This window comes from Mucilaginibacter sp. (genome assembly GCF_965225845.1).
Taxonomy (GTDB): domain Bacteria; phylum Bacteroidota; class Bacteroidia; order Sphingobacteriales; family Sphingobacteriaceae; genus Mucilaginibacter.
Window position 1 is genome coordinate 336,724 of record NZ_CBDDBL010000002.1, and the last position, 24,572, is coordinate 361,295.

Below are 24,572 nucleotides of genomic sequence, written 5' to 3' on the forward strand. Positions count from 1 at the left end.
TTATAAAGTTTACAGCTTAGTTAGAAGCAGCTTTAAATGGTTTTGATTTTTTAACACTGAAGTGAGGTTTGCCTTGTGGGTGGATCTCAGGAGAACCAACAAGGTCCATCGCACAACGGAAACCAACTTCTGCGCTTGATTCATCCTCATCCATAAAACGGCGGGTCGCGGGGTTTAACCAGTAAGCCAAATCGTTCCATGAACCACCTTTGTATACTTTAGATTGATCATGCGCCAAGGTAACGGTACCATAAAGTACACGGTTCACAGTATCATTATAACCTCTTTGATCCGCATTGTATGCTTTACCAACTAAATCGCTTCTAAGCGGCGGAGCTGCTGAATTTGCGTTAGCAGGTTGACCGGCCACAGTAGGAGCACCACCAGTAGCAACGGCACCGCCTCCTTGCGAAGCAGTGAGCTCGGCATAGGTTAATTTTTTGCGTGATGTAGCGGCATCTTTAATTGGATGTCCATATTTATCTTTTGCATAGATGCCTTTCACAGGGTCGGCTAAACGCTTGTTTGTATACTCGTTACCACGAAAAGGGTTAAAGTCATCAACCTCGTCAGATGAAGTTTGGCGATAAGTATCCTGCACCCATTCGTTAACATTACCTGCCATGTTATACAAACCAAAATCATTAGGCGGGTATGAACGTACAGGAGCGGTTATATCCGCCTTATCATTCAGGTAACCGCCAACACCCGCGTTATCACCTTCGCCACGTTTAAAGTTGGCTAATATCATACCACGTGTTGATTTTTTAGGTGAACGTACACCAAGGCCATTCCATGGATATACTTTGTTATCATTAATATTTTCAAACTGGGTATTACCAGCTAAAGCTAAAGCAGCGTATTCCCATTCAGCTTCAGTTGGTAAACGGTAGGCTTGTTTTAATATACCGTCTTCTAAACGTACCGGCCTAACAGATTTACCTTTACCTGTAGTGTTGCCCGCGTTCAAATCAGGTAGCATTTTTTTACCGTCGATACCTGCGCCTCTGTATTGCCCGTTCAAATACATATCGGTATTGAATGGAGCCTGGCCTGCAGGAGCCGCAGCCGGTGCTTTACCTTTAGTGTCCTTAGGGTTAGCCAATATGCCTTTTTGTTGTAATATAAATTCGTTAGCACGGTCGGTACGCCATTGGCAATAATCCTGAGCCTGATCCCATGACACACCTACAACCGGATAATCCTGAAAGGCAGGGTGCCTTAAATAGTTTTGTACATAGGGTTCGTTGTATGATAAAGGCCTGCGCCATACCAAAGTATCCGGTAAAGCATCATAATACAATTCGTGATCTTGCGGGAAGGTAACGCTTATCCAGTGCAGATAATCCAACCAATCCTGGTTTGATACCTCGGTTTCATCCATGTAAAAAGATGGTATAGTAACACGTTTACGTACGTTGTTATAATCAAATGTAACATCCTGATCGGCACTGCCACCTAACACAAATGTACCACCTTCAATAGGAACAAGGCCCGGTCCCGGTGAAGGGTGAGTTTGGCGGAATTTGGTATAACCCCCATTTGCCTTATCATTATAAGGAATGCCGGTTTTATCAGACTGCTGTTTTTTTGAACAACTGCTCATCAAGGCTACAACACCCAACATCACCACAGCAGTTTTAGTAAAAAGTATTTTCATATTTTTACAGTTATATTAATTGTTTTATGAAGTGTAAATTTAGAAACATTTGGCTTAAAAGCTAACTTTTATACCTTCCAGGTCAAATAAAAAAAACCTGTTTAGGCTTTTAAACGTAAAGAGTAGAAGTTGTGTTACATTTGCGCAAATATTTTTGGTATAAAGGTAACTTATCTTTATGCTTGTATGCCATAGTGCAATTATGTAGTTAAAATTTAACTTCAACTTTAAATTTATTCGATGATACTTTTATCCAAAAAAGGCCTTTTGTTTTCTGTGATGTTGCTGATGCCATTTTTTACTTTGGCTCAAACAGCCGTAAATACAAACGGCAGTAATTTAAATGCCATACCTACAGCGGTACCATTTTTGACTATTTCGCCTGATTCCCGTTCCGGGGCTATGGGTGATGCGGGGGTTGCTTTATCGCCGGATGCTAATGCCAATTATTGGAACCCGTCGAAACTCGCTTTTATTGAAAATAAGGATGAAGTGAGTTTGTCCTATGACCCGTGGTTGCGTAACCTTGTTCCTGATATAAGCCTTTCCTATTTGAGTTATGCTCACAAGGTGGATGAGCGGAATAGCATTGGTTTATCGCTCCGGTATTTTAATTATGGTTCAATTCAGAGCACAGGTTTGCAAGACCAGGACCAAGGTACTTTTACACCAAATGAATTTTCGATTGATGGCTCCTTCGCCCGTAAATTTGGCGAGAATCTCTCATTAGGATTAACACTTCGCTACATCCACTCCAATATATCAAAGGCATTTACATCGTCATCAACGCAGGGATCGGCCAATGCGGTTGCTGCAGATGTATCCATGTATTACAAAACAGCATCAGGCGAGGATAGCCAGTTTGCTTTTGGTACAGATATTTCAAATATCGGCTCAAAAATTCAATACTCAAGCGGCAGCCCGGCAGAATATTTGCCTACGAATTTAAAAATAGGCGGGGCGAATACCTGGAACCTCGACGAAATGAGTTCACTCACATTAACCCTCGATTTGAATAAATTGTTGGTGCCAAGTTTGGCAAATAGCGATGTTTCTGTACCGGCAGGTATTTTTCAATCATTCTCAGATGTTGGCGCGGCCGAGGAATTCAAAGAGATCTATTATTCTGCAGGCGCAGAGTTTTTGTACGATAAAATGTTTGCTTTGCGCACCGGTTATTATTTTGAAAACCAGGACACCGGTGGCCGCCATTACTTAACATTGGGTGTTGGCTTTAAATACACTGATTTTGGCTTTGATTTTTCATACCTGGCAGCCAGCCAGCAAAATAGCGCGTTAGCTAATACATTACGTTTTACATTAACAGCCAACTTTGGCAGTACCAAGCAACAATAGTGGGAAAAATAAGGGTAGGTTTTGGGTTTGATGTACACCAGTTAAGGGAACAACATCCATTTGTTTTGGGCGGAGTTAATTTGGAACATCATTCAGGCACGTTTGGGCACTCCGATGCTGATGTAATGCTGCATGCTATTTGCGATGCCTTATTGGGTGCAGCCAACTTACAGGATATTGGCTTCCATTTTTCTAACACCGATAACCGCTGGAAAGGCATTAGCAGCCTGGTTTTATTACAACATGTAGTGGACCTGATCCGCTCTAAAGGTTGGGAGATAGGCAATATTGACGCGATGGTTTGTTTAGAAGCTCCGAAGATCAATCCGCACATTCCCGCAATGAAAGTGAATATTGCCAAAGCCGCCGGCATCACCGAAGATGATATTTCAATTAAAGCTACTACAAACGAGCAACTAGGCTTTATAGGGCGGGAAGAAGGGGTAGTTGCTTATGCTGTTTGTTTGATAGAACGCGATAGTTAATTAGTGATTGGAGAATAGTTACTTAGGTTACTTATTCAACTAATCAACCAATTAACTATTTTTTAATTAACTATTTCCTCGCCGGTTCTTCTTTCATCGTAACCGTGCCTGTACGCTTCACCGTACCCCAGCCGCTTAATTCACCTTTTACTGCCCTGCGAATTGATTTAAATAATACGTAGTACATTAACTGGCGCCATATAAAACGTTGCGGGATGATGTACCACAGCTTCCTGTAATCTTCTTTTTCCATCCAAAAAGCTATAATGCCTACTATGAAATCGACTAATATGAAGGCTATATAGTAGAACAGTATTTTACCCGGATGCCCGCCGAACAAACCAAAGATCATTAACAGATCGGCGATTGGAGAGAAGAGCGGCAATATGATCTGGAATACCAGGATATTAGGCATTCCGATCATACCAAAGAACTTGTATTTCTTATTGAATAATGCGTCTTTATTTTTCCAAAAGCTTTGTATTACCCCAAAGCTCCAGCGGAAACGTTGTTTTAACAGGATATTTACGGTTTCCGGCGCTTCTGTGTAAGCTATGGCTTCGGCACAATTCTTAACCACGTAACCAGCCTTTAATATGCGCATGGTTAAATCACAATCTTCGGCAAGGGTGTCATAAGTGAAACCACCTGCTTTAAATATGGCTGATTTTCGGAATGCGCCAATTGCACCCGGAACAACTGTAATACTATTGATCAGATCGAATGCGCGCCTGTCCATGTTTTGGGCAGTGATATATTCGATAGCCTGGAAGTTGGTGATCATATTATGCGTATTACCAACTTTTACTGTACCCGCCACCGCGCCGATTTCCTCGTCAATAAAATAGGTCATTAAGTGGAAGATAGCATCAGTTTTAAGTTGCGTGTCAGCATCAATACAAACCACAAACTGGTTTTTAGCGTGCGCTATACCGAAGTTTAATGCCGATGCTTTACCACCATTTGGCTTATCAAGTACTTGCACTAAAGGATTACCGGCAAATGCTTTACTAACAACCTCAAAGGTTTTATCCTTTGAGCCATCATTTATAAAGATGATCTCGAAGCTAGGATAATCTGTCTTTAATAAGCTATCAATTGTTTTTACAGCTGTAATCTCCTCGTTATAACCCGGAACGATGATACTTACCGGCGGTAATTGCACATCGTCCATGCTAAGGCGTACGTATTTTTTGCTATCAGCGTATTGCCTTAATGAAAGTATGCCGATCAATACCACCCTGCCTAGTGCCAAGAATATGGCCGTTAAAAAGAGGTAGATTAAAAACCAGTTAGTATAGAATGAACCGTTCAGGTAGATGTTGTAAAAGAAACCCACAAACCCGCTATTGGCGTCATCTTTAATTGGCGGCATTAACTCGCCTTTGGTTTTATGCAGTACATCGGCTATGGTAGTAAACTGATAACCATGGCTTTTGAAAAAGTGAATAATCTCGGGCAATGCTTTAACCGTCTGCTCGCGGGTTTCGCCGCCGGCATCGTGTAACAACAGGAACGAACCTGCATCTTTCTGACGTTCAACACGGGCAATAATACTATCAGCAGTTACACCAGGGTACCAATCCCATGGGTCGATGGATTCACCAACGGTAATATAACTTTGCCTGCGTGCCTCAGCAACCGGGATAATTTCGGCTAATGTTTGCGGCTCGGCATCAGCATTATATGGTGGCCGAAAAAGGATGGTGCTACGGCCTGTAACCGATTCGATAATACGCCGGGTAGCGTTCAGTTCAAGGTTAACGCGCTCCAAACTTATGGTTGATATATCCGGGTGAAAATAAGTATGGTTACCGATCTCGTGTCCTTCATCAAACTCACGGCGCAGTAACTGGATGTTTTTCTCCGCCATTGATCCCACAACAAAAAACGCCGCGGGCACATGTTCGCGTTTTAGAATATCTAGTATACGCGGTGTATAATCCGGGTCGGGGCCATCATCAAACGTTAAAACTATTTTACCGGGCGCGTACCCATAGCGACGGATTACATATTTAGTCGGCAGCTTAATATACTGCTGATTAGTGATCGTAAAGTTTGAGTTATTTAACGATACATCAATTTGGCCCGCAACCGGGGTTGTTACCAGATCGAGCACCTCACCATCGCCGGTGTAATCTATCCGGTTATTTAAACCTACTTGTGTAAGTCCTTTAATATCAACACCGGTTTTTCTTAAGGAGTCGATAGATAAGTTCTTTTGGAAAAAAGTCCACAAGCGGGGGTCTTCCGAGCCTAAGCGCCACAAAGCCACTCCGCCGGTAGCCCAGTCATCCGCCATACGAATGATGTTAAAATTTGTGCCTGCATCTGTAAAAAATACAGTGTGTGTAAGGCCGTCTTCGCCGGGGTAAGTATAATGCGAATTTGCAGAGCTTGGGTCAAAAGCTATTTTGCTTTGCATTTCCTGTGCGGTACTTATTGCCTGTTGGTAGCCGATAGATTTTCCTAAGCTGTGAGCAGGCCAATCGCGGGCACCGCCCTGTATGGTTAAAATTACTTTTTCACTTGGGATTTTTGAACAAACATCATCCAGGATCTCTTCAACCCAGTGCTGGTTTGAAAGTTCACCGGCGTTACTGTTTTCATCATGCTGATCAATAGCCATAATGAACAGGAAGTCGTTCATAGTAGCTAATTTTTGCAAGTTATACTGCTCGTCCTCAGGAATTACATTCTGGGTAACCAGCATGTTATGCGCATGCAGGGTTGTGTAAAGCTCTTTTTCAAACTCAATATAATCTGGCGTGTTCCGGTTGATTATATTATCAAAATCAAGGTCGATACCTTTTAAATTATATTTTGTTAACGCTCTTACAATACTGCCGATAAACAAGGTGCGGGATTTTTTACTTTTTACAATCCGTTCTACGTCTTTAATATCAAAGTCGCCGTTGGTTGCGCTATAATTAACATAGTTGGAAATTGATACCAAAACCGGTTTTTTATACCGTTTTTTAAGCCTGATCAGCCCGGTGTCAATATTGGTGGTAATCGTATCTGCATTTTGGGTAAGAGAGAAGCCCTCGCTAATCACCATATCCAGCTTGCCCATGTGGTCAGCTAACGAATTATAGGCCTGCGGATCCCAGGGCATATAAAAGCCTGCATTTATACGATCTTTATTATTAGGCTGCTTAAGCTGATGCAGTTTTTTTGCCCGCTCAAGTTTTTTAATTTCGTTAACCTGGATAGTAAAGTTTTTGTATTTGGCGGTTTTCTTTAAAGCTTCAATATTTTCCTTGGTTAAAGCTTTTGGCGCTTCGTTAAGGTTAGGCAGGGTTGGGTATTGTTTTGAGGTAATGGCAATTGCTGCTGCGACGATTGCAGCGGCAAGTACAAAAATTAATATGCGGCTAAGCCATTTAAAACGAAGCCACCGGCCTTTTGAATCAGCTTGAAAAACCTGCTTGTCTGACATTCAGTTAAAACTTTTTAGGAAAATGTGTTGGTTTAAATATAGTTGTTGTACAATGCTAATGTTTATTTATGTGTTTTAACGGCTTCAACACCCGAAAAATCAACACCACATTTACAATTGCTGCCGCAGCCCTTTTTGGCAGACAGGCTTTTATACACCATGCGGCCCACGTAAAATAGCGCGGCGGCAAAAAGTATGAGTACTATAATAACCTGGATATTCATGTCACAAATTTAATACATTTTTACCTTATAATACGTATAGACAATCTATTTAGTATAAGTTTTGCTTTTTGCAAGGGCAACCGTGCCGCCTACCCAGTCAAAATCACAATTGTAGCGTACGCCAATCGTTTTACCACGACTTAACCGCGCCAAGTTAATTGCCAATACAGGCTTTTCATTTCCATTCGGCCATAGGTAAAGCAGCCTTATTTCCATTTTTACACCGCCATCAGGTGCTTGTATAACAGGTTCATAACTAACTTTTTCCTGTAAGATCCAGTTTTCAGGATCGATAATGTTTGTAATGTCATTTTCAGTAACATCAATGATTACGCCTTGCCCAGCGAAAGAAAATAAAGGTTTGAGTACATAATTCTCAAGGTCAGCAGGGATATGATCCAGTTGATGCAGGAATTGTGTTTTAGGAATGTAGTCTCCTTTTAAAAACGGCATGGTGAATTTACTGATGCGGTAGAACCAGTTGGGATGCGTAATCCACTCCACATCCAAAGGCTGGCGGATGTCAACTATTTTGTTAAAGATTTCAGGATCATTATCTATCTCATCAAATATCAGTCGATTATAGATGCGTTTGATGAATTTCTTTTCACCATTCAGTTCATAATACAATTTAGTGCCGTCCTGTTTTAGATCATTTAAGGAAACAACAGGCGTGCCGATGAGCTTTTCGGTAATCAGGAAATCAATCAGAGTTTTTTGGTTTAATACGTTTACATCCATCAAAACTACTTCGTCCGGTTGATATGGGCCGATAATGGTTTTTTTGAGCAGATCAAAATAAGAATCTCTATCCAAGCCGCTAAAATACGGCGACCAGTTATCATCCAATCCGTAAGTCTCCTTATACGTATCACTCAAAAAAGATTGAAAGCCATAAAGTGACGGGAAGCCCTGCAATTCGATCAACTTAGGGACGATGTCACCCTGTGAATCCTTACAAACCCCAAAATCCAAAGCAATAAAATGCGGATGGCCGTTCTCATTTGCAACCCGCCATTTGTCAGGAATTGACCGTTCGGTTAAATGTTTAAAATCGGGTTGAAGTATAGTTTGGATAATTTCATCGCCTGCGTTGATAAGTTTATCCTTAAAGTCATCCGTTAAAAAAACCGGCGTTTCCGCAACCCGGAAATCTATTTTGGCAGAAGTAGTGGTATTCAGTTTTTTTAGAAATTGCTGGTACTTTTCTTCGCTAAAATTTTGATTGAATGATTGACGGGTCGAAGGAATCATATCAATTATTAAATCACCTGCAAATTCCCAATAGCTTCATCTAAAAAGTTTGGGATCATCGTGTTTTGAGTATGCTGTAATTTATCGGCATCATGCAGCAGCTCCAGCATCTGGTTGTATTTGTCGAGGCCGTGCTCATCAACCACTTCCTTTTTCTTATCGGGTTTCACCAGTAATGACATCATGCCTTTCGGGTCAGCCTCGGGATGAAACTGGGTGCCGATAAAATAATCGCTATAACGGATTGCCATCATGGCACGCGGCAGATCAATATGCGGCCGTTGTTTCTCAATAGCCAGCAACTGCATGCCCAAATCGGTAAATTGTTTCTCGTTGGGATGAATCACCTGCCAGCTGCGCGAGTCGACCGCGTAAAAAGGGTCGTCTAAACCTTTTAAGATATCCTCATGCTTACCGGCGGAGGTTTTATGTATCGGCAAAATGCCAAACGAAGCCGAACGGCGCTCATTGATAACACCTAATTTATATTTACGGCACATGAGCTGGAAGGAATGGCATACAAAGAATACATACTTTTTCTGCGGATCGTCTGAGGTGTTATGTTTCTCCAATTGATCTATCAAACCGAAATATTTCTTTTCCCACTCATCGCCTTCACTATCCAGCGGACTACCAGGCCCACCGCTCGAAAGGTAAATATCAAAATCCGGTCCCGGTACTTCACAGTTCCTCCGCACATCGAATATTTGATAGTTCAGTTCGACGCTTTGTTCAGTTTTATAACGCTGTAATATATCTTTAAAACCACGGATACCCTCGTTTTCTATGCCGTTGTACAGATCGAGTATCGCTACTTTTATTGATGGTTTGTTTGTCATGTTGCCCCCTCTAAATCTCCCCCGGTAGGGAGACTTTGTATTTTTTTAAGTTTTTTAGCCCTCTCTACCGGGGGAGGGTTGGGTGGGCTTAAATGCCTTTTAATGTTTGCGATGTAATATAATCAACTACATCAATAAAACTATTGTTTTGGTTATAAACAGCTAATTGCCTGTCGGCGCCGGTGCCATGTTCCAGTATTTTGTGAACGTATTGTAAATCCTCGCGGCAGCCAAGCTCATCAACCACATCATCAACAAAGTCCAGCAACTCCAGTACCAGTGCACGGGTATTTACTTCCATTTCCTTACCGAAATCGATCATTTTGCCGTCGATACCATAACGTGCGGCACGCCATTTATTTTCATTGATCAAAGCGCGGTTATAGGTAATGAAAGCCATGTTTTGCTGGCGAAGTTTATATAGCTTGGCGCACAATGCCTGGAACAGTGCCACAAAAGCCATGGTTTCATCAACAAGCATCGGGCAATCACAAATGCGGAACTCGATAGTCTCAAAAAATGGATGGACACGGATATCCCACCAGATCTTCTTGGCGTTATCAATACAATTCGTTTTTATCAGCAGTTTAATATAACGGTCGTATTCCTCTATACCGCTAAAATAATCGGGGATACCGGTCCTCGGAAATTTATCAAAAACCTTGGTGCGGAACGATTTGAAACCGGTGTTGCGGCCTTCCCAAAAAGGTGAGTTGGTCGATAAGGCAAACACGTGCGGTAAAAAGTAACGAACCTGGTTAGCAATATGCACCGCCAGGTCGCGCGATTGGATGCCTACATGTACGTGTAACCCGAAAATAAGGTTTGAGCGCGCAGCCTCCTGCATTTCATCTACGATCTCAAAATACCTTGGATGATCAGTGATCAACTGGTGCTGCCAATGTGAGAACGGGTGTGTACCGGCAGCGCCGATACGCAAACCCAGGTCGCCGGCTAATTGAGCTACGGTTGTGCGAAGTTTACTTACCTCGGCACGTGCTTCGGTAGTGTTACGGCAGATTTTGGTGCCGACTTCTACAACGGCCTGGTGCATTTCTGCCTTTACCTGGTCTTCGTGGATCTTTTGCGCGCCTTCCACAATTTTTTGCTCATGCGATTTCAGCTCCCGGCTTACAGGGTCAATCACCATAAATTCTTCTTCAACACCCAAGGTAAATTCGTTCATAATTTTAACCTTTTTGTTTTATTTACGTTATTGCGAGGAACTAAACAACCTCTAAACTTTACAGGTCGAACTGCGTAATTAGAGATTGCTTCGTTCCTTACAGCAATGACGATTATTTTATTTTTTTTCTACGGGCTTTTTTGTCGCAGGTTTCTTAGCTATTGGCTTTTTCACCACTTTCTTTTCATCCGCAATCTCATGGTTTATCTCGCCTGTAGTAACTTCCTTTTTTCCAGCCTTCTTTTCTATCTTTTTCTCCGATGACAGTAAATGCTCTTTCGCCGCACTTGTCTTTACAAACTCACCCCAGGTTAGGTTATCAATACCATCTTTTTGTTTTTTTGCCCGTTCAATGGCATAGTCGGCAGCGGTTTCAACTACCCAGTCAAAGTTGTCCTGGCCTACGCTGGTAACCTCGGCATCAGGTGCGGGATTACAGAAATCAATGGCATAAGGTATTCCATCGCGTACAGCAAACTCAACGGTATTAAAATCGTAACCTAAATATTTGTTGAGTTTGATCACATAATCTTTAACAGTCTCCAATAGTTTTTTAGCTGCCGGGGCTTTGCCGTGTTCATAACGCAGGTGATGCGGGTTGCGCGGCTCGTATTGCATAACGCGCACATGCTTGCCGCCAATGCAATAGCAGCGGAAGTAATCATCAAACTTAATTTCCTCCTGCAGCATCATTACATATTGCCTGGTTTGGTCATATTTATCCCAAAGGTCATCCAGGTTGTTGATCTGGTAAACTTCTTTCCATCCCCCACCGTCAAATGGTTTCATGTATGCCGGGAAACCTACGTATTTAAATATCCCGTCCCAATCCAAAGGATAGGCGAGGTTGCGGAATGAGCGGTCTGTAGTATCATCCGGCAGATCTTTTGATGGCAGGATAACCGTTTTGGGCACCGGAACGCCAAGTTTTACAGCAAGCGCGTTATTAAAGAATTTTTCATCGGCGCTCCACCAAAAAGGGTTATTGATCACTGCTGTGCCACATATTGCCGCGTTTTTTAAGGTTGCACGGTAGAATGGCACATCCTGCGAAATACGATCAATAATTACGGAATAATCCAACGGTTCGGCCTGCATTACTTTATCAATGCGCACAAACTCTGCACTTATGTTCTTTTCTGCTTTTTGATTAACACGGTCGACAAATGCCTGCGGGAAAGAATTTTCCTGACCGAATAAGATGCCTATTTTTTTCATGGTAGATGATTATTCTTGGTTCTTAATTCTTGGTTTTAGATAGTTGATAAATAATGCGGGAACATCGCCTTCCATACCGGCCAGTCGTGTGTGGCATTTGGGCGGATATCCACCAATGATTAATATGTTTTTCCTTTAAAATGTTTGACAGCCAGAGGTTATCGCCCAAACAAATATCGTGTTCGGCTGTGCCTAAAATAATGTTCATTTGCCAAAGCTCGTGCTGGTTGCTGCCGGGCAAAAAATCTACCGGGTTGTTAAAATATACATTATCGTCATAATATCCATTGGTAAACCGGCGCATATCAAATGCACCGCTCATGCTAAACAGGTTGCCGGTTTTTTCGGGATGCTTGAACGCGAAATTAGCTGCATGGTAACCACCAAAACTACAGCCCGCCATTGCCACCTTGCCAACGCCGGTTTCGTGCATGGTCCAGGGAACCAGCTCATCGTAAAGCATTTTATCGTACCATGCATAATTACGGGAGCGGTCTACCGGGTGGATACTTTTGTTGTACCAGGTTAGCCAATCCAAGCTATCCGGACAATAAATTTTAACTAATCCCTCATCAATAAACCAGCGCACGCTATCTATCAAACCCTCATCCTTATTTTGAAAATATCGCCCCTGGGAAGTTGGAAATAAAATAACAGGATAACCACGATCGCCGAAAACCAGCATCTCTACATCATGGTTCAAGTTGGGCGAGTACCAGCGGTGATATTGTTCAGTCAAAACGAGCTAAAGTTTATAGCTGTAAGTTAAAAATAAATTGCTGATAAATTCAAAATTAAGCGGTTGAAAAATAACAGAACAGTTTTGCCGCAATGGCCGTACAAGGTTGCTCAATCAAGTTAATCTTTACACCGGTTTGAATTTTAAATTGAGAAGATATTTTACTTTTGCGGCTGTTAAATTTGAAGAAAATGTATTTGGGTTGGAGCGAGATAGAAATGACTATAATCAAAGATACGATAACCATTAATTCGGCATTGCTTAACCGCGGGATTGTTTGCGATTTGCTGATGCCTGATGAGATGGATATGAATCAACCTGTACATTTATTATTATTAAATGACGGACAAGAGATAGAGGCCCTGCAGCTAAAACAAATTTTGCAAACCCTCTATGATAATAATGCTATTGCCCCGGTGGTTATAGTTGCTATACATTCAGGCGAGGAGCGTTTGCAGGAGTATGGCGTTGCTAACCGCCCTGATTTTAAAAAGCGTGGCGCAAAAGCGGATATCTATAGTCAATTTATTACTGCCGAATTATTGCCTGCAATTACTGAGTTGCTGCCTGCGCAAACTTTTGCAAGCACTGCATTTGCCGGTTTTTCCTTAGGTGGATTATCGGCATTGGATATTGCCTGGAACAATCCCGAATTGTTTGATAAGATTGGTGTTTTCTCAGGATCGTTATGGTGGAGGAGTAAGGAAATTGGGAAAGGTTATACAGATGCTGACCGGATTGCTCATGCAATGATAAGGGAAACAAGCAGTAAACCCGAATTAAAATTCTGGCTGCAAACCGGCACCCATGATGAAACAGCCGACCGTAACCAAAACGGTATTATTGATTCAATTGACGATACTATCGATCTGATCAAAGAACTGGAAGTTAAAGGTTACAGCCGCACTGATGATATTAGGTATCTAGAGATGGTCGGCGGTAAACATGATGCACCTACTTGGGCCAAAGCTATGCCTAAGTTTTTATGCTGGGCGTTTGGGAAATAGACTATCAAGTAATTTACTTTTTGTCATTATTACTCAATATGTTGTAAACGCTTGAAATTCTCATATATTAAGCGTACCTTTGCGCCAAATTTAGAGGCGCATTTCAATGCAAAAAATAAGAAACATAGCGATTATCGCACACGTTGACCACGGCAAGACCACCCTGGTTGATAAAATTCTACATGCTTGTTCAATCTTCAGGGACAACGAATCAACAGGCGAACTGATATTGGATAACAATGACCTGGAACGCGAACGTGGTATTACCATCGTTTCAAAAAACGTTTCAGTAATGTACAAGGATGTTAAGATCAACATTATTGATACTCCTGGTCACGCCGACTTTGGCGGCGAGGTTGAGCGTGTATTAAAAATGGCTGATGGCGTTTTGTTACTTTGCGATGCTTTTGAAGGTGCAATGCCTCAAACACGTTTCGTAACACAAAAGGCTTTGGCTTTAGGCTTAAAACCAATTGTGGTTGTAAACAAGGTTGATAAGGAAAACTGCCGCCCTGAAGAAGTTTACGAACAAATATTTGAATTATTCTTCAACCTTGAGGCTACTGAAGAGCAACTGGATTTCCCGGTTATCTACGGTTCATCAAAACAAGGGTGGATGAGCACAGATTACAAAAAACCTACTACTGATATATTCCCTTTAATGGATGCTATCCTGGAAAATATTCCACCGGCACCAATTAATGAAGGTACTTTGCAAATGCAGATTACCTCTTTGGATTATTCATCATTCGTAGGCCGTATCGCTATTGGCCGTGTGGCTCGTGGTACTATTAAAGAAGGTATGCCGGTATCGCTTGTAAAACGCGATGGCAAGATCCAAAAAACAAGAATTAAAGAATTATACACCTTTGAAGGCTTAGGTAAGGTTAAAGCTACCGAAGTTAGCGCTGGTGATATTTGTGCTGTTGTAGGTATTGAAGGTTTTGATATTGGCGATACCATTGCTGATTTTGAGAAACCGGAACAATTAGAAGTGATCCACATTGATGAACCAACAATGAATATGTTGTTCACCATCAATACTTCACCTTTCTTTGGTAAAGAAGGTAAATTTGTTACCTCACGCCACTTACGTGACCGTTTGTACAAAGAGATGGAAAAAAACCTGGCGCTTAAGGTTGTTGAAACCGAATCGCCTGACTCATACTTAGTATACGGCCGTGGTATCCTCCATTTATCAGTATTGATCGAGACCATGCGTCGCGAAGGATATGAGTTACAGGTAGGCCAGCCACAGGTTATCATCAAAGAAATTGATGGTGTTAAGTGTGAGCCGGTTGAAACCCTGATTGTAGACGTACCGGGCGAGGTTGCCGGTAAAGTAATTGAGCTGGTTACACAACGTAAAGGTGATTTATTAGTTATGGAGCCAAAAGGTGACTTACAACATTTAGAGTTTGATATTCCTGCACGTGGTATTATTGGTTTACGTAACAACGTATTAACCGCTACTGGTGGCGAGGCTATCATGGCTCACCGTTTCAAAGCTTACGAGCCTTGGAAAGGCCAGATCCCTGGTCGTTTAAACGGTGTATTGGTATCAATGGATACCGGTAAAACTACCGCTTTCGCAATTGATAAATTACAGGATCGTGGTCGTTTCCACATAGATCCGGGAGTTGATGTTTACGAAGGCCAGGTTTTAGGCGAGCACATCCGCGATAACGATTTGGTTATTAACTTAACCAAAGGGAAGCAGTTAACCAACATGCGTGCATCAGGCAGCGATACCAACGTACGTATTGCTCCGGCTATCAAATTCTCGTTAGAGGAATCAATGGAATATATCCAGGCTGATGAGTACATCGAGGTTACACCGCAAAGCATCCGTTTACGTAAGATCTATCTGAACGAAAACGAACGCAGAATTAACGCTAAAAAATTCCAATCTCAATAATTGGAGTTTGATACGATAATGAAAGGAGCAAATTTATTTGCTCCTTTTTTTGTTCTGGATGCTCAAACGATTATATTTGATCAACATTAAAAATTAACCTTATTACATGAAAAAACTATTACTTATAGCATTTTTATTTGTTGTCGCTTTTTACTCTTGTACCAAAAGTTTCACAAATCCTACCCATAAAGACAGGTTGCAATCAATTATATTAGGTAAAGATACCCTGCAACTTTATGTTGGCCAAAACAAACAATTGCCGGTTACTATTACACCATCAAACTATGGAGCAGATTCGATAAAATGGAAGTCTTCAGATTCAACCATTATATCAATTTCAAATACAGGTTTTTTATCGGCCAAGAAAGTTGGCTCGGCAATAGTTACCGTAAGTAACTTAACCGGAACAATTTCCCTTAATTGCCTGATCAATGTAATTGCTGCTCCAGTTCCGCCACCACCGGTAGATAGCTTAAAAGTGGGATTAATTGCCTATTACGCATTCAATAACAGCGGCGCAGATTCATCAGGTCACGGCCATAATGGTACACTTTATGACATTACTTCAGTGCCCGACAGGTTTGGTAATGCTAATGCGGCATATTATTTTAATGGCAGCAATAGCAGTTATATACAAGTGCCTGATGCACAGGACCTAAGATTAAATAATACTGATTTTACGATTACATTATGGGTGAAATTAGATACCTATAATTATTCTTTTGGTACTAACTTTATCTCGAAAAGAGATATGGGGGCTAATTTAGGTTATACATTCTCAACAAGCGGTTACGAAAATACAGCAGCATTACCCGGCCAATATGGATTTGGCCCTGGTGGCACATTGCCAAGCGGAACAAGCCAATCATCAATCAGTACAGGTCAATGGACCATGGTAACTGTGGTTTACAGCTTAGCTAAAAAACAATTAACATTCTATAAGAATGGTGTATTTGATGGGACTTCTGCAAATAATATTGCATCTCCAAACGGTGCCGCTACAGCTGTTTTATTTATAGGGAAGGATGATCCGGATAATAACACCTCATATTATTTGCAAGGTGCGCTTGATGACATCAGAATATATAGCAGGGCATTATCAGCAGCACAGTTGAAACAGTTGTATAATGTACCTTCATCAAATGTGTCTTACCAATCAAAAGCTAAATAAATGTATCTATTTTTTGTTTCAAAGTTGAAAAGATTAAGCCCTTTTCAACTTTGAAACAAAATTATCTACCACAATATTGATATCATCAGATAGCTTCAGAAAATAAACCGCACCTCCATAAATTATCGTTATGAATGCACTTCGTAAGATGATATCAACAATGTGATTACCCATCTGCGGAATAATAAATTTCGAAGCGAAATATACTGCAATGCCTATTGCCAATGCTATCGGGCTACTGATAGTGAATGGCTGTATTTTGCATGTTTTAAGTATAAAAAAGTACCGGAATACATTAAATATTAAAAGTGTAAGTGCCGTAGCAATTGCCGGGCCTGTAATTCCATAATAAGGGATGAGCAGCAAGTTAAAACCAACGGTTACAGGTATCAGCAATACATAAAAAGTACCATCATACCGGTAATATTTTGAGGTGCTGAGTATAACGCCGTTTATACCCGTAGCCGAGTCTATCAGGTTACCCAGGGCTATAAAAAGTACTACGTATTTACCTAATTGATATTTTTCGGGCAGATAAGTGAACAGATCATCAATACTGGCCCAAATGATAATGAATAAAAACAAGGTTGTTACCAACTGGTTAATACAGCTTTTTTCATAAACCGATTTGATGGTTTTCATGTCATTGGTTTTCCAGGCCTCGGCAATTACTGTGGTTGCAATACTGTAAAGTGACCGTGCCGGCATGGAAATTACTGCGGCAACATAAAATGTTATAGTGTAGATGCCCGCCGCAGCTAACCCAAACTTATTGTTAAGCATGTAATCATCGATACTTTCAAAAATTAACGGTGATGAGCCAACCATCAAGCCCCAAACACTAATGGTGATGAGATTGGTGCGCATTTCCTTATTAAGGAGTGAGAAATCAGGATTTAAAAAGAAATGTTTATCGCGAACAAGGCGAATAAGTAATAGTAACGTTGGGACAGCATTTGCAATAAGCCACAGTACCATAAAGGTTTCAAAGCTTACCCATTTTAAATAAATCAATATGAGGGTTATCAGTATAAATATACGTTTGGTGAACTCCCTCAAAATCTTGCCTGAAATGGCATTGTACATCATCCGTGCATACTGATCAAAAACGTTGAAGTACACCGTGAATATGATGAGTGGTACCAGGTACCAATAATATTTTTCGAACAGGTGCGCATTTTTTTGGTTACGCCCAATTATCTGATCTTTAAATAGGTATATCGCACCTACAAAAATCACAGTGCCAACCAGCGCTACAATGCATGACAGGAAAAGGTAACCATGATGTTTTTTCTCCTCGCTACGGAAATAAGGGAAATATCTTACTGTACCGCCAAAACCGAGTACAGAAAATTGGGAGAATAACAATGAAAATGATAGTAATATACCGATAAGCCCAACCTCATCAGGTGTTAATGCGTGGGGCTGTATAATGATCATAGAAATAAATCCGATGCCAATCCCAATATAAGAGTACAGGGTGCCTTTTATTGTTTGCTGCTTTATAACGCCCATTTAGCTTTGGCCCAAGGCCGGAATTAATAAATAAATGTATTTTTGAAAATCTATGCCAAAAATAGAAAATAAAACTTGTGCAATTACGGTAACTTATGGCAATAGGTGGCACCTGGTTAACCAAATAATTAACAGGTTGCTCCGCCTCGATCACATTAGTAATATAGTTGTTGTAAATAACGGATCGGGCTATAATGTTAAGGAAAAACTGAATGAATTAAATGACGATAGGGTTATTTTGGTTGATTGCGAAGAAAACCTTGGTTCGGCAGGTGGCTACAACAGGGGCATTGCCTATGCGCACCAAAACACGGATGCTGATTTTTTTTGGTTATTGGATGATGATAACCTACCCGAAGAAGATGCTTTGGCTGCTTTGCTAAATTCAAGGTCTGAAATAAACATGCCCAACGATCAATTAGCGTTGTTGAGTTTAAGGACCGACAGGGAGCTCGATCATAAGTTTGCGCATGGTGCCGATCCGTACAAATACTATTTGATCCCGGATGATTTTTTAGGGTTTTCGTTTCTGCGGATAGGGCGTAATAAATTGATGAAACTCGTTCAAAAAAGAAAGCAGCAAAGCACGGTGGTTAACCAAATGCTCGATAAGGTTAAAATGCCCTACGCCCCTTACGGCGGTTTCTTTTTTCACAGGGAGATGGCCGATAAGATCGGTTACCCGGACGAGCGTTTTTATTTATATGTTGATGACGAGGAATATACTTATCGCGTAACCGGGAACGGTGGCTCTATCTGGTTGATACCGGCATCAAAGATCAATGATATTGATACGACAGATGTTCGGGTTGAATATAAACTAAGCCAGTTCTCATCAAAATACCTCGATTTGTGGAATTTCAGGATGTATTACCGGGTGCGGAACAGCATCTATTTTCATAAAAAAACAACGCTGAAGAACCCGGTTATATTTAATATCAACAAAATGCTTTTTTTGGGCAAGTTGAAGGCCTTGAGCATTATCTCATCAAAGCAAAAAGAATACAGTGAATTTGTAGCTGCGGTAACTGACGGGCTACAAGGCAAGTTAGGCAAAGCAACCTGGAAGAATTTTAAATGAGCAAGATCAGCGTATTAACAGTTACTTATGGCGACCGCTGGCAATTTCTGAGTCGGGTTATTGAGCTGATGCTTGGCTACGGGCAGGTGGGTAATATTATTGTTGTTAATAATGCTTCAACTTATAATGTAAGCCAAAAAGTTGCGGAGTTAAACGACAGCCGCATAACTGTAATAAACAGCGAAGAAAACTTAGGCTCGGCAGGCGGTTATAAGGCTGCTATTAAATATGCGTTTGAGCATACAAACAGTGATTTATTTTTTCTGCTGGATGATGATAACCTGCCCCGCGAAAACGTGATCCCTGACCTGCTAAAGAACTGGGAAATCATCGCAGGTGCAAACAATAAAAAGGCGTTTTTTTGCCTGCGCGAAGACAGGGCAAAGCATGTAAAGATCACACAAGGCGAAGATCCTTACCGGTATTATTTAGTGCCGAATAACTTTTTAGGCTTTAGCGTATTTAATATTTTAAAAAATCAGGTAAATAAGTTAAACGATAAATTAAATAAAAGTGATACTCCGCAACAGCCGGCTACAATTCCTTACGCGCCTTATGGCGGTATGTTTATGCACCGGGAGCTAATCGCTGATATCGGTTACCCTAACGAGGATATGTACTTATATGTTGATGATTCGGAATATACATATCGCATTACCCAAAATGGCGGCAAAATTTGGATCATCCCGCAATGCCGTATTGTGGACATTGATAAATCACAAGGCATCGGCTATAAAAAGAAACCTTTCCACTCGGCATTGCTGGATCAGTGGAACTTTAGGATCTATTACCACATTCGCAACCGCATGTACTTTTATTCGCAGGTTGCCGTTAAAAGCAAGTTGCTATTCAGCATTAATAAAGCTTTATATTTAGGTTACTTAAAAGCGGTAAGTTTGATCAGCTCAAAACAAAAGGAATATAAAAAGCTGCTTGGTGCCGTAAACGATGGCTTAAGCGGAAACCTGGGCAAAGCTGATGAAACAAAGTTTTGAAATGCTGCACATATAATTTTACTTTCGCCATAATCAATCTATAATTTCATATCAATGCAAAATCTTGCACCAATTGCATTATTTGTTTACAACCGCCCCGAGCATACCCGTCGCACATTAAATTCGCTACAAAAGAATTTGCTGGCAGATGAATCGCGCCTGTTTATCTATTCTGATGGTGCAAAAACCCCAGCCGACCAGGCCAGGGTTGATGAAGTAAGACAATTGATAAGCGATGTTAGCGGGTTTAAATCGGTAAAGGTGATTAAGGGCAAGGGGAATAAGGGGCTGGCGAATTCTATCATAGCTGGCGTAACCCAACTGGTAAATGAGTATGGCAAAGTGATCGTTTTTGAGGATGACATGCTCTCATCCAAATCCACCCTGCAATATTTTAATGAGGCGCTAACGCGATATGCTAACGAGGAACAAGTAATGCATATAGGTGCTTACATGTTCGAGCTGGATGATAAAAAACTGCCTGAAACTTTCTTTTACCGTATAGCTACAAGCTGGGGCTGGGCAACCTGGTCGCGTGCCTGGAAAGATTTTGAGCCGGATATTGATAAGCTGATTGGCCAATTCGACAAGCAAAAGATAAACCGCTTCTCCATCGACGGTACCATGAACTTTTGGAAACAGATGCAGGAATTTAAAACCGGTAGAAATAATTCCTGGGCCATTAGGTGGTATGCCTCTATATTTTTAAAAGGCGGTTTAACGTTGAACCCGTCGCACTCACTGGTGCACAATATCGGGCATGATGGTACGGGTGTACACTCTAATATTGAAGACACCTACAAAGTCAAGATCTCCCAAAAACAGATCAAAAAATTCCCTACAGAAATAAAAGAAAGTGAAGAAGCGCACATAGCCATCCGCAACTTCCTTAAAAACCGCAAGGGCAGTTTAGTTAAACGCGGAATTGTGTTTATCCGGCAGATCAGGATGAAATATTTTGCAAAAACTAAATAATTACATAGTCGCCTTGACTACAATATAAGGCGATAAAGCCTTACTCTCTATTGGAACAATCTTCGTAAAAACCTTTCCCGCAACCCATATCGCTTTTACGATTGATTTAGCAACAGCGCTTTGCTCCGATTTATTCTCCAGCCAAACAGTAAATTTGCCGTGGTAGTAAGATTCCACTTCTTTTAAACCTAATTGCTTGCAGGTTTCAGCCAGGAAAGCCGGGTTCATACAATCGATGTAATGTTTGTTGTAATTATCTTTGTCGAAACTTTTTTGTACCCAACCGTTAACGCCCGTAAAATTGGGGAGAGTGATAAACAAAGTGCCACCCGGTTTTAAAAATTGCAGGTGTGTTTTGATGATGGAAGCGGTATCGCTAAAATGCTCTATCAAGCCGAAGGAAGTTACGAGGTCGTATTTCTCTTTTGGAATGTAGTTGAACAGATCAGATTCAATGATGTTGATATCGCCCTCCTTTAAGCCATTTTTAACTAACAGTTCCTTGATCAGGCCATCGTGGATGTAATAATCAAAAAGGGTGGTATGCAGCCCCTGGTATTTTTTTAGGTAGATGGAATAATAACCCGGGAAACCGCCCAGTTCAATGGCATTTTTAATGCCTTTTTCTTTAATCAATCCGGCTAAAATATCGCCGAAAACATAATCAGGTTTTATATAAAATAGCAGGTTTTTTCTTGATTCCCAAAACGATTTCCAAAACCCGCGGTCGGTTAAATTTTGCTCCATTAATTGTTATTAGCTATCTCCTGTTTCTTTTCCAATATTCTTGCCGGGTTGCCCACAGCTATACTATTTGCCGGTATGCTTTTAACCACTACCGAACCTGCACCAATCACCACATTATCGCCGATCTCCACATCGCCTATAATGCAAACGTTGGCACCAATATCCACATTATTCCCAATCCGCGGACAAGCGCTGAACGAACCATCCGCCAATTGTTTGTGGCCGATTGTAGTAGAATTACGCAGCGCGCAATTATCGCCAATAACAACCCCCTGATTTATTACCAAAGCATGCCCGTGATACAATGATAAGCCTTTACCTACGGTTAATTTGCGTGGCAGCTCAATCCCCCAAACCCAATCCACCAAATAGCGGTAAAGCAGCAGGTAAGGGTAAAGTATCACTTTGAATATCATCGAGCGGTTGATGAGCTGCGCCAGCCTGAACATAAAAAGAACGAGTTGCGCTTTAAAATTCTGCCGGTTTGCCTGCCGGTCCTGGAATAAGTAAGCGAATGCGTTCATTTTTAAGTGGTCGTTTTTGATATTGCAATCAAAAGTAAAATTTTTCGGCATAAATTGGCTAATGGTTGATAGGCAATCTATATATTAAATAGCCCCCTCTAAATCTTCCCCGGTAGGGGAGACTTTATTTTATTCTATTAAGCCTCCCTTCAGGGAAGGGTTGGGTGGGGCTGTTAGGCGAATAACTTAAATAGTATTATACTTGCGTAGATGAAAGTTACCTTGATCAATACTGCCGATTCGGGTGGCGGGGCTCCCGCGGCTTGCCTGCGCCTCTTAAAGGCATTGCAGGGGCAACCGATTGATGCACAGTTGCTGGTACAATACAAAAAGACCAGCGAACCGGGGGTAACCGGCATTACAACCAATGCCTGGCAAAAATTTAAGGCGAAGCTTAATTTTTTTTATGAGCGCCTGCCTTTCATGTTTTTTCATGAGCGGGATAAATCAGTGCGCTTTGCCTTTTCAACTGCTAACGCGGGGGTAAGCATAAAGGATGAGCCCTTGATCAGGGACGCAGATATTTTGCACCTGCACTGGATAAATTCCGGCTTTTTATCCATCAATGATTTGAAGGAACTCGTCGACCTGGGCAAACCCATAGTTTGGACCATGCATGATATGTGGGCCTTTACCGGTGGTTGCCATTATTCAGGTGCCTGTAACCACTTCATCAACAAATGCGGAGATTGTTATTTTTTGAAGGATGAAAATCCGGATGATATTTCGTACGAGGGCTGGTTGCGTAAAGCGGACATGTTTGCCGGTAATAAAAATATAACCTTTGTGGCTTGCAGCAGCTGGCTTGCCGGAGTTGCGAAGAAAAGTTCTTTGTTGGAGAATTTTAACATTAAATCTATTCCCAACCCTATTGATACCAAAGTTTATTTGCCGAAAGGTAAACTGGAGATGCGGCAAAACTGGGGCATTAACCCATTTGCCAAAGTGATATTATTTGGTGCTGCCAATATAAATGACAGGCGCAAGGGGATTTCTTTTTTAGTGGAAGCTTTGAATCATTTGGTGGTAAGCTGCCCGGATAAAGGTTTGGTTGAGGTAGTGATCTTCGGAAAGAATAATCACTTCGATATACATACTTTACCTTTTAAAGTGGTTCAGCTTAATTTAATCAAGTCGCAAACTGAATTGGCAGAGGTATACAGCCTTGCGGATGTATTTGTGACACCATCTATTGAAGATAACCTGCCCAATACCGTGATGGAAGCTCTATCCTGCGGAACGCCGGTGGTGGCCTTTAACGTAGGCGGCATTCCTGAAATGGTTGACCATTTGCAGAACGGTTATTTGGCGGAATTTGAATCTTCGGATGATATGGCTAAAGGTATTTTCACCATGCTTTATGCCGATAATAAAGTCGAACTTTCAGCCAATGCACGCGCGAAGGTGTTAGCCACCTTTAATAACGAAAAGGTGTCAGCGCAATATCTTGAAATCTATCAATCCATTTTAAAATAATGGCTGCTGCAAAACCCATATTGTCGGTTATTACAATTGTTTACAATAATGTAAGAGATATTGAGCGCACTATGCTTTCGGTGTTAAATCAAACTTATCCGGTTATTGAATATATTGTTGTTGATGGCTTGTCGAACGACGGCACGCTGGATATCATTAAAAAATATGAAACCCCTATAGCCAAATTTACCAGTGAAAAGGATGAGGGTATTTATGATGCCATGAACAAAGGCTTGGCTTTAGCTACCGGAGATTATGTGATCTTTATGAACTCCGGTGATGAGTTTTATGATGCCGAGACGGTGACCGCTGTATTCGCTAGTGCCGATGATGCTGATATCTACTACGGCGAAACAGAAATGATCAGCGATGCCGGTGAAAGCCTTGGCCAGCGCAGGCATAAAGCGCCTAAGCAATTTACCTGGAAAGGTTTTAATTTGGGTATGAGCATCAGTCACCAGGCTATTTATATCAAACGCTCACTCATTGAGCCCTACGATCGCCACTACCAGTTAAGCGCCGATATCGACTGGATCATCCGCGCAGCGAAAAAAGCAAAAAAAATTGTGAATGTGAACCGTTATGTAGCCAAATATTTAGTAGGCGGCATGTCCAAAACCAAGCACCGCCAAAGCTTGCTTGAGCGTTTTGATATTATGAAGCGCCATTATGGTTTGGTGCCAACGGTGTTAAATCACGTTGTTATCGCGTTTAACTTGGGCTGGTATTGGTTGAGGAATAGAAGGACTAATGATTGATT

The 24,572-nt window shown here is 41.4% G+C and carries 21 protein-coding genes; 10 read left to right on the plus strand and 11 right to left on the minus strand.

The features are described from left to right. Nucleotides 1-16 precede the first annotated feature (16 nt). Nucleotides 17-1,660 (minus strand): SUMF1/EgtB/PvdO family nonheme iron enzyme, encoded by a 1,644-nt coding sequence (locus ACYZ0U_RS05305; protein ID WP_461450584.1) that lies wholly within the window; start codon nt 1,658-1,660, stop codon nt 17-19. Between the two features lie 240 nt (nt 1,661-1,900). Here ACYZ0U_RS05305 and porV point away from each other — a divergent pair, with 240 nt between their 5' ends. Together porV and ispF are read left to right on the plus strand one after the other, a co-directional pair. After that, nucleotides 1,901-3,016, plus strand: coding sequence for a type IX secretion system outer membrane channel protein PorV (gene porV, locus ACYZ0U_RS05310; RefSeq protein WP_461450586.1), 1,116 nt, complete (start codon nt 1,901-1,903; stop codon nt 3,014-3,016). After that, nucleotides 3,016-3,501 carry a 2-C-methyl-D-erythritol 2,4-cyclodiphosphate synthase gene (ispF, locus tag ACYZ0U_RS05315; protein ID WP_461450588.1) on the plus strand — a complete coding sequence of 162 codons (486 nt, stop codon included), beginning with the start codon at nt 3,016-3,018 and terminating at the stop codon, nt 3,499-3,501. The genes porV and ispF overlap by 1 nt, the downstream gene beginning before the upstream one ends. A 70-nt stretch (nt 3,502-3,571) precedes the next feature. Here the strand turns inward: ispF and ACYZ0U_RS05320 are convergent, their stop codons facing one another. From ACYZ0U_RS05320 to ACYZ0U_RS05350, 7 genes are all read right to left on the minus strand, one after another. Then, complete coding sequence (locus ACYZ0U_RS05320; RefSeq protein WP_461450591.1) at nt 3,572-6,943, minus strand: polysaccharide deacetylase family protein; 3,372 nt, start codon at nt 6,941-6,943, stop codon at nt 3,572-3,574. A 62-nt stretch (nt 6,944-7,005) separates the two neighbouring features. Further along, a complete protein-coding gene (locus ACYZ0U_RS05325; protein ID WP_461450593.1) occupies nt 7,006-7,167 on the minus strand; it encodes a FeoB-associated Cys-rich membrane protein in 162 nt (53 codons plus the stop codon). A gap of 45 nt (nt 7,168-7,212) precedes the next feature. Then, nucleotides 7,213-8,421 carry a hypothetical protein gene (locus ACYZ0U_RS05330; RefSeq protein WP_461450595.1) on the minus strand — a complete coding sequence of 403 codons (1,209 nt, stop codon included), beginning with the start codon at nt 8,419-8,421 and terminating at the stop codon, nt 7,213-7,215. An 8-nt stretch (nt 8,422-8,429) separates the two neighbouring features. Then, the gene (locus ACYZ0U_RS05335; RefSeq protein ID WP_461450597.1) at nt 8,430-9,260 is read right to left on the minus strand and encodes a type 1 glutamine amidotransferase; all 831 of its coding nucleotides are present in this window, start codon (nt 9,258-9,260) and stop codon (nt 8,430-8,432) included. An 88-nt stretch (nt 9,261-9,348) separates the two neighbouring features. After that, entirely contained in the window at nt 9,349-10,446 is a 1,098-nt protein-coding gene (locus ACYZ0U_RS05340; protein ID WP_461450599.1) for a carboxylate-amine ligase, read from the minus strand. Between the two features lie 117 nt (nt 10,447-10,563). Then, nucleotides 10,564-11,664: an ATP-grasp domain-containing protein gene (locus ACYZ0U_RS05345; protein ID WP_461450601.1), complete on the minus strand. Its 1,101-nt coding sequence runs from the start codon at nt 11,662-11,664 to the stop codon at nt 10,564-10,566. A 22-nt stretch (nt 11,665-11,686) separates the two neighbouring features. Next, entirely contained in the window at nt 11,687-12,403 is a 717-nt protein-coding gene (locus ACYZ0U_RS05350; protein WP_461450603.1) for an alpha/beta hydrolase family protein, read from the minus strand. 218 nt (nt 12,404-12,621) lie between these two features. Here ACYZ0U_RS05350 and ACYZ0U_RS05355 point away from each other — a divergent pair, with 218 nt between their 5' ends. From ACYZ0U_RS05355 to ACYZ0U_RS05365, 3 genes are all read left to right on the plus strand, one after another. After that, the gene (locus ACYZ0U_RS05355) at nt 12,622-13,410 is read left to right on the plus strand and encodes an alpha/beta hydrolase (RefSeq protein ID WP_461450605.1); all 789 of its coding nucleotides are present in this window, start codon (nt 12,622-12,624) and stop codon (nt 13,408-13,410) included. A 106-nt stretch (nt 13,411-13,516) separates the two neighbouring features. Next, nucleotides 13,517-15,328, plus strand: coding sequence for a translational GTPase TypA (gene typA, locus ACYZ0U_RS05360; protein ID WP_461450607.1), 1,812 nt, complete (start codon nt 13,517-13,519; stop codon nt 15,326-15,328). A 106-nt stretch (nt 15,329-15,434) separates the two neighbouring features. Beyond that, on the plus strand, nt 15,435-16,499 hold the full coding sequence (locus tag ACYZ0U_RS05365; RefSeq protein ID WP_461450609.1) for a LamG-like jellyroll fold domain-containing protein: 1,065 nt from the start codon (nt 15,435-15,437) through the stop codon (nt 16,497-16,499). 33 nt (nt 16,500-16,532) lie between these two features. Here ACYZ0U_RS05365 and ACYZ0U_RS05370 read toward each other — a convergent pair whose 3' ends face one another. After that, the gene (locus tag ACYZ0U_RS05370; protein ID WP_461450611.1) at nt 16,533-18,014 is read right to left on the minus strand and encodes a polysaccharide biosynthesis protein; all 1,482 of its coding nucleotides are present in this window, start codon (nt 18,012-18,014) and stop codon (nt 16,533-16,535) included. Between the two features lie 52 nt (nt 18,015-18,066). Between ACYZ0U_RS05370 and ACYZ0U_RS05375 the strand changes: the two genes are divergently transcribed. The 3 genes from ACYZ0U_RS05375 to ACYZ0U_RS05385 are packed head-to-tail and all read left to right on the plus strand — an operon-like array spanning nt 18,067 to nt 21,065. Continuing rightward, complete coding sequence (locus tag ACYZ0U_RS05375; RefSeq protein ID WP_461450613.1) at nt 18,067-19,095, plus strand: glycosyltransferase; 1,029 nt, start codon at nt 18,067-18,069, stop codon at nt 19,093-19,095. Further along, on the plus strand, nt 19,092-20,090 hold the full coding sequence (locus ACYZ0U_RS05380; protein ID WP_461450615.1) for a glycosyltransferase family 2 protein: 999 nt from the start codon (nt 19,092-19,094) through the stop codon (nt 20,088-20,090). The genes ACYZ0U_RS05375 and ACYZ0U_RS05380 overlap by 4 nt, the downstream gene beginning before the upstream one ends. A 54-nt stretch (nt 20,091-20,144) precedes the next feature. Beyond that, nucleotides 20,145-21,065 carry a glycosyltransferase gene (locus ACYZ0U_RS05385; protein WP_461450617.1) on the plus strand — a complete coding sequence of 307 codons (921 nt, stop codon included), beginning with the start codon at nt 20,145-20,147 and terminating at the stop codon, nt 21,063-21,065. Here the strand turns inward: ACYZ0U_RS05385 and ACYZ0U_RS05390 are convergent, their stop codons facing one another. Further along, complete coding sequence (locus ACYZ0U_RS05390; RefSeq protein ID WP_461450619.1) at nt 21,066-21,812, minus strand: class I SAM-dependent methyltransferase; 747 nt, start codon at nt 21,810-21,812, stop codon at nt 21,066-21,068. After that, complete coding sequence (locus tag ACYZ0U_RS05395; RefSeq protein ID WP_461450621.1) at nt 21,812-22,387, minus strand: serine acetyltransferase; 576 nt, start codon at nt 22,385-22,387, stop codon at nt 21,812-21,814. Before ACYZ0U_RS05395 ends, ACYZ0U_RS05390 begins: the two co-directional genes overlap by 1 nt. 159 nt (nt 22,388-22,546) lie before the next feature. Here ACYZ0U_RS05395 and ACYZ0U_RS05400 point away from each other — a divergent pair, with 159 nt between their 5' ends. Together ACYZ0U_RS05400 and ACYZ0U_RS05405 are read left to right on the plus strand one after the other, a co-directional pair. Then, nucleotides 22,547-23,812, plus strand: coding sequence for a glycosyltransferase (locus ACYZ0U_RS05400; protein ID WP_461450623.1), 1,266 nt, complete (start codon nt 22,547-22,549; stop codon nt 23,810-23,812). Then, complete coding sequence (locus ACYZ0U_RS05405) at nt 23,812-24,570, plus strand: glycosyltransferase family 2 protein (RefSeq protein WP_461450625.1); 759 nt, start codon at nt 23,812-23,814, stop codon at nt 24,568-24,570. The genes ACYZ0U_RS05400 and ACYZ0U_RS05405 overlap by 1 nt, the downstream gene beginning before the upstream one ends. Nucleotides 24,571-24,572: the final 2 nt, after the last annotated feature.

Coding starts and splice junctions, on each gene's coding strand:
- ACYZ0U_RS05305 (WP_461450584.1), bottom strand. CDS start 1,660: ATGAAAATACTTTTTACTAAAACTGCTGTGGTGATGTTGGGTGTTGTA.
- porV (WP_461450586.1), top strand. CDS start 1,901: ATGATACTTTTATCCAAAAAAGGCCTTTTGTTTTCTGTGATGTTGCTG.
- ACYZ0U_RS05320 (WP_461450591.1), bottom strand. CDS start 6,943: ATGTCAGACAAGCAGGTTTTTCAAGCTGATTCAAAAGGCCGGTGGCTT.
- ACYZ0U_RS05325 (WP_461450593.1), bottom strand. CDS start 7,167: ATGAATATCCAGGTTATTATAGTACTCATACTTTTTGCCGCCGCGCTA.
- ACYZ0U_RS05330 (WP_461450595.1), bottom strand. CDS start 8,421: ATGATTCCTTCGACCCGTCAATCATTCAATCAAAATTTTAGCGAAGAA.
- ACYZ0U_RS05335 (WP_461450597.1), bottom strand. CDS start 9,260: ATGACAAACAAACCATCAATAAAAGTAGCGATACTCGATCTGTACAAC.
- ACYZ0U_RS05340 (WP_461450599.1), bottom strand. CDS start 10,446: ATGAACGAATTTACCTTGGGTGTTGAAGAAGAATTTATGGTGATTGAC.
- ACYZ0U_RS05345 (WP_461450601.1), bottom strand. CDS start 11,664: ATGAAAAAAATAGGCATCTTATTCGGTCAGGAAAATTCTTTCCCGCAG.
- ACYZ0U_RS05355 (WP_461450605.1), top strand. CDS start 12,622: ATGACTATAATCAAAGATACGATAACCATTAATTCGGCATTGCTTAAC.
- typA (WP_461450607.1), top strand. CDS start 13,517: ATGCAAAAAATAAGAAACATAGCGATTATCGCACACGTTGACCACGGC.
- ACYZ0U_RS05365 (WP_461450609.1), top strand. CDS start 15,435: ATGAAAAAACTATTACTTATAGCATTTTTATTTGTTGTCGCTTTTTAC.
- ACYZ0U_RS05370 (WP_461450611.1), bottom strand. CDS start 18,014: ATGGGCGTTATAAAGCAGCAAACAATAAAAGGCACCCTGTACTCTTAT.
- ACYZ0U_RS05375 (WP_461450613.1), top strand. CDS start 18,067: ATGCCAAAAATAGAAAATAAAACTTGTGCAATTACGGTAACTTATGGC.
- ACYZ0U_RS05380 (WP_461450615.1), top strand. CDS start 19,092: ATGAGCAAGATCAGCGTATTAACAGTTACTTATGGCGACCGCTGGCAA.
- ACYZ0U_RS05385 (WP_461450617.1), top strand. CDS start 20,145: ATGCAAAATCTTGCACCAATTGCATTATTTGTTTACAACCGCCCCGAG.
- ACYZ0U_RS05390 (WP_461450619.1), bottom strand. CDS start 21,812: ATGGAGCAAAATTTAACCGACCGCGGGTTTTGGAAATCGTTTTGGGAA.
- ACYZ0U_RS05395 (WP_461450621.1), bottom strand. CDS start 22,387: ATGCCGAAAAATTTTACTTTTGATTGCAATATCAAAAACGACCACTTA.
- ACYZ0U_RS05400 (WP_461450623.1), top strand. CDS start 22,547: ATGAAAGTTACCTTGATCAATACTGCCGATTCGGGTGGCGGGGCTCCC.
- ACYZ0U_RS05405 (WP_461450625.1), top strand. CDS start 23,812: ATGGCTGCTGCAAAACCCATATTGTCGGTTATTACAATTGTTTACAAT.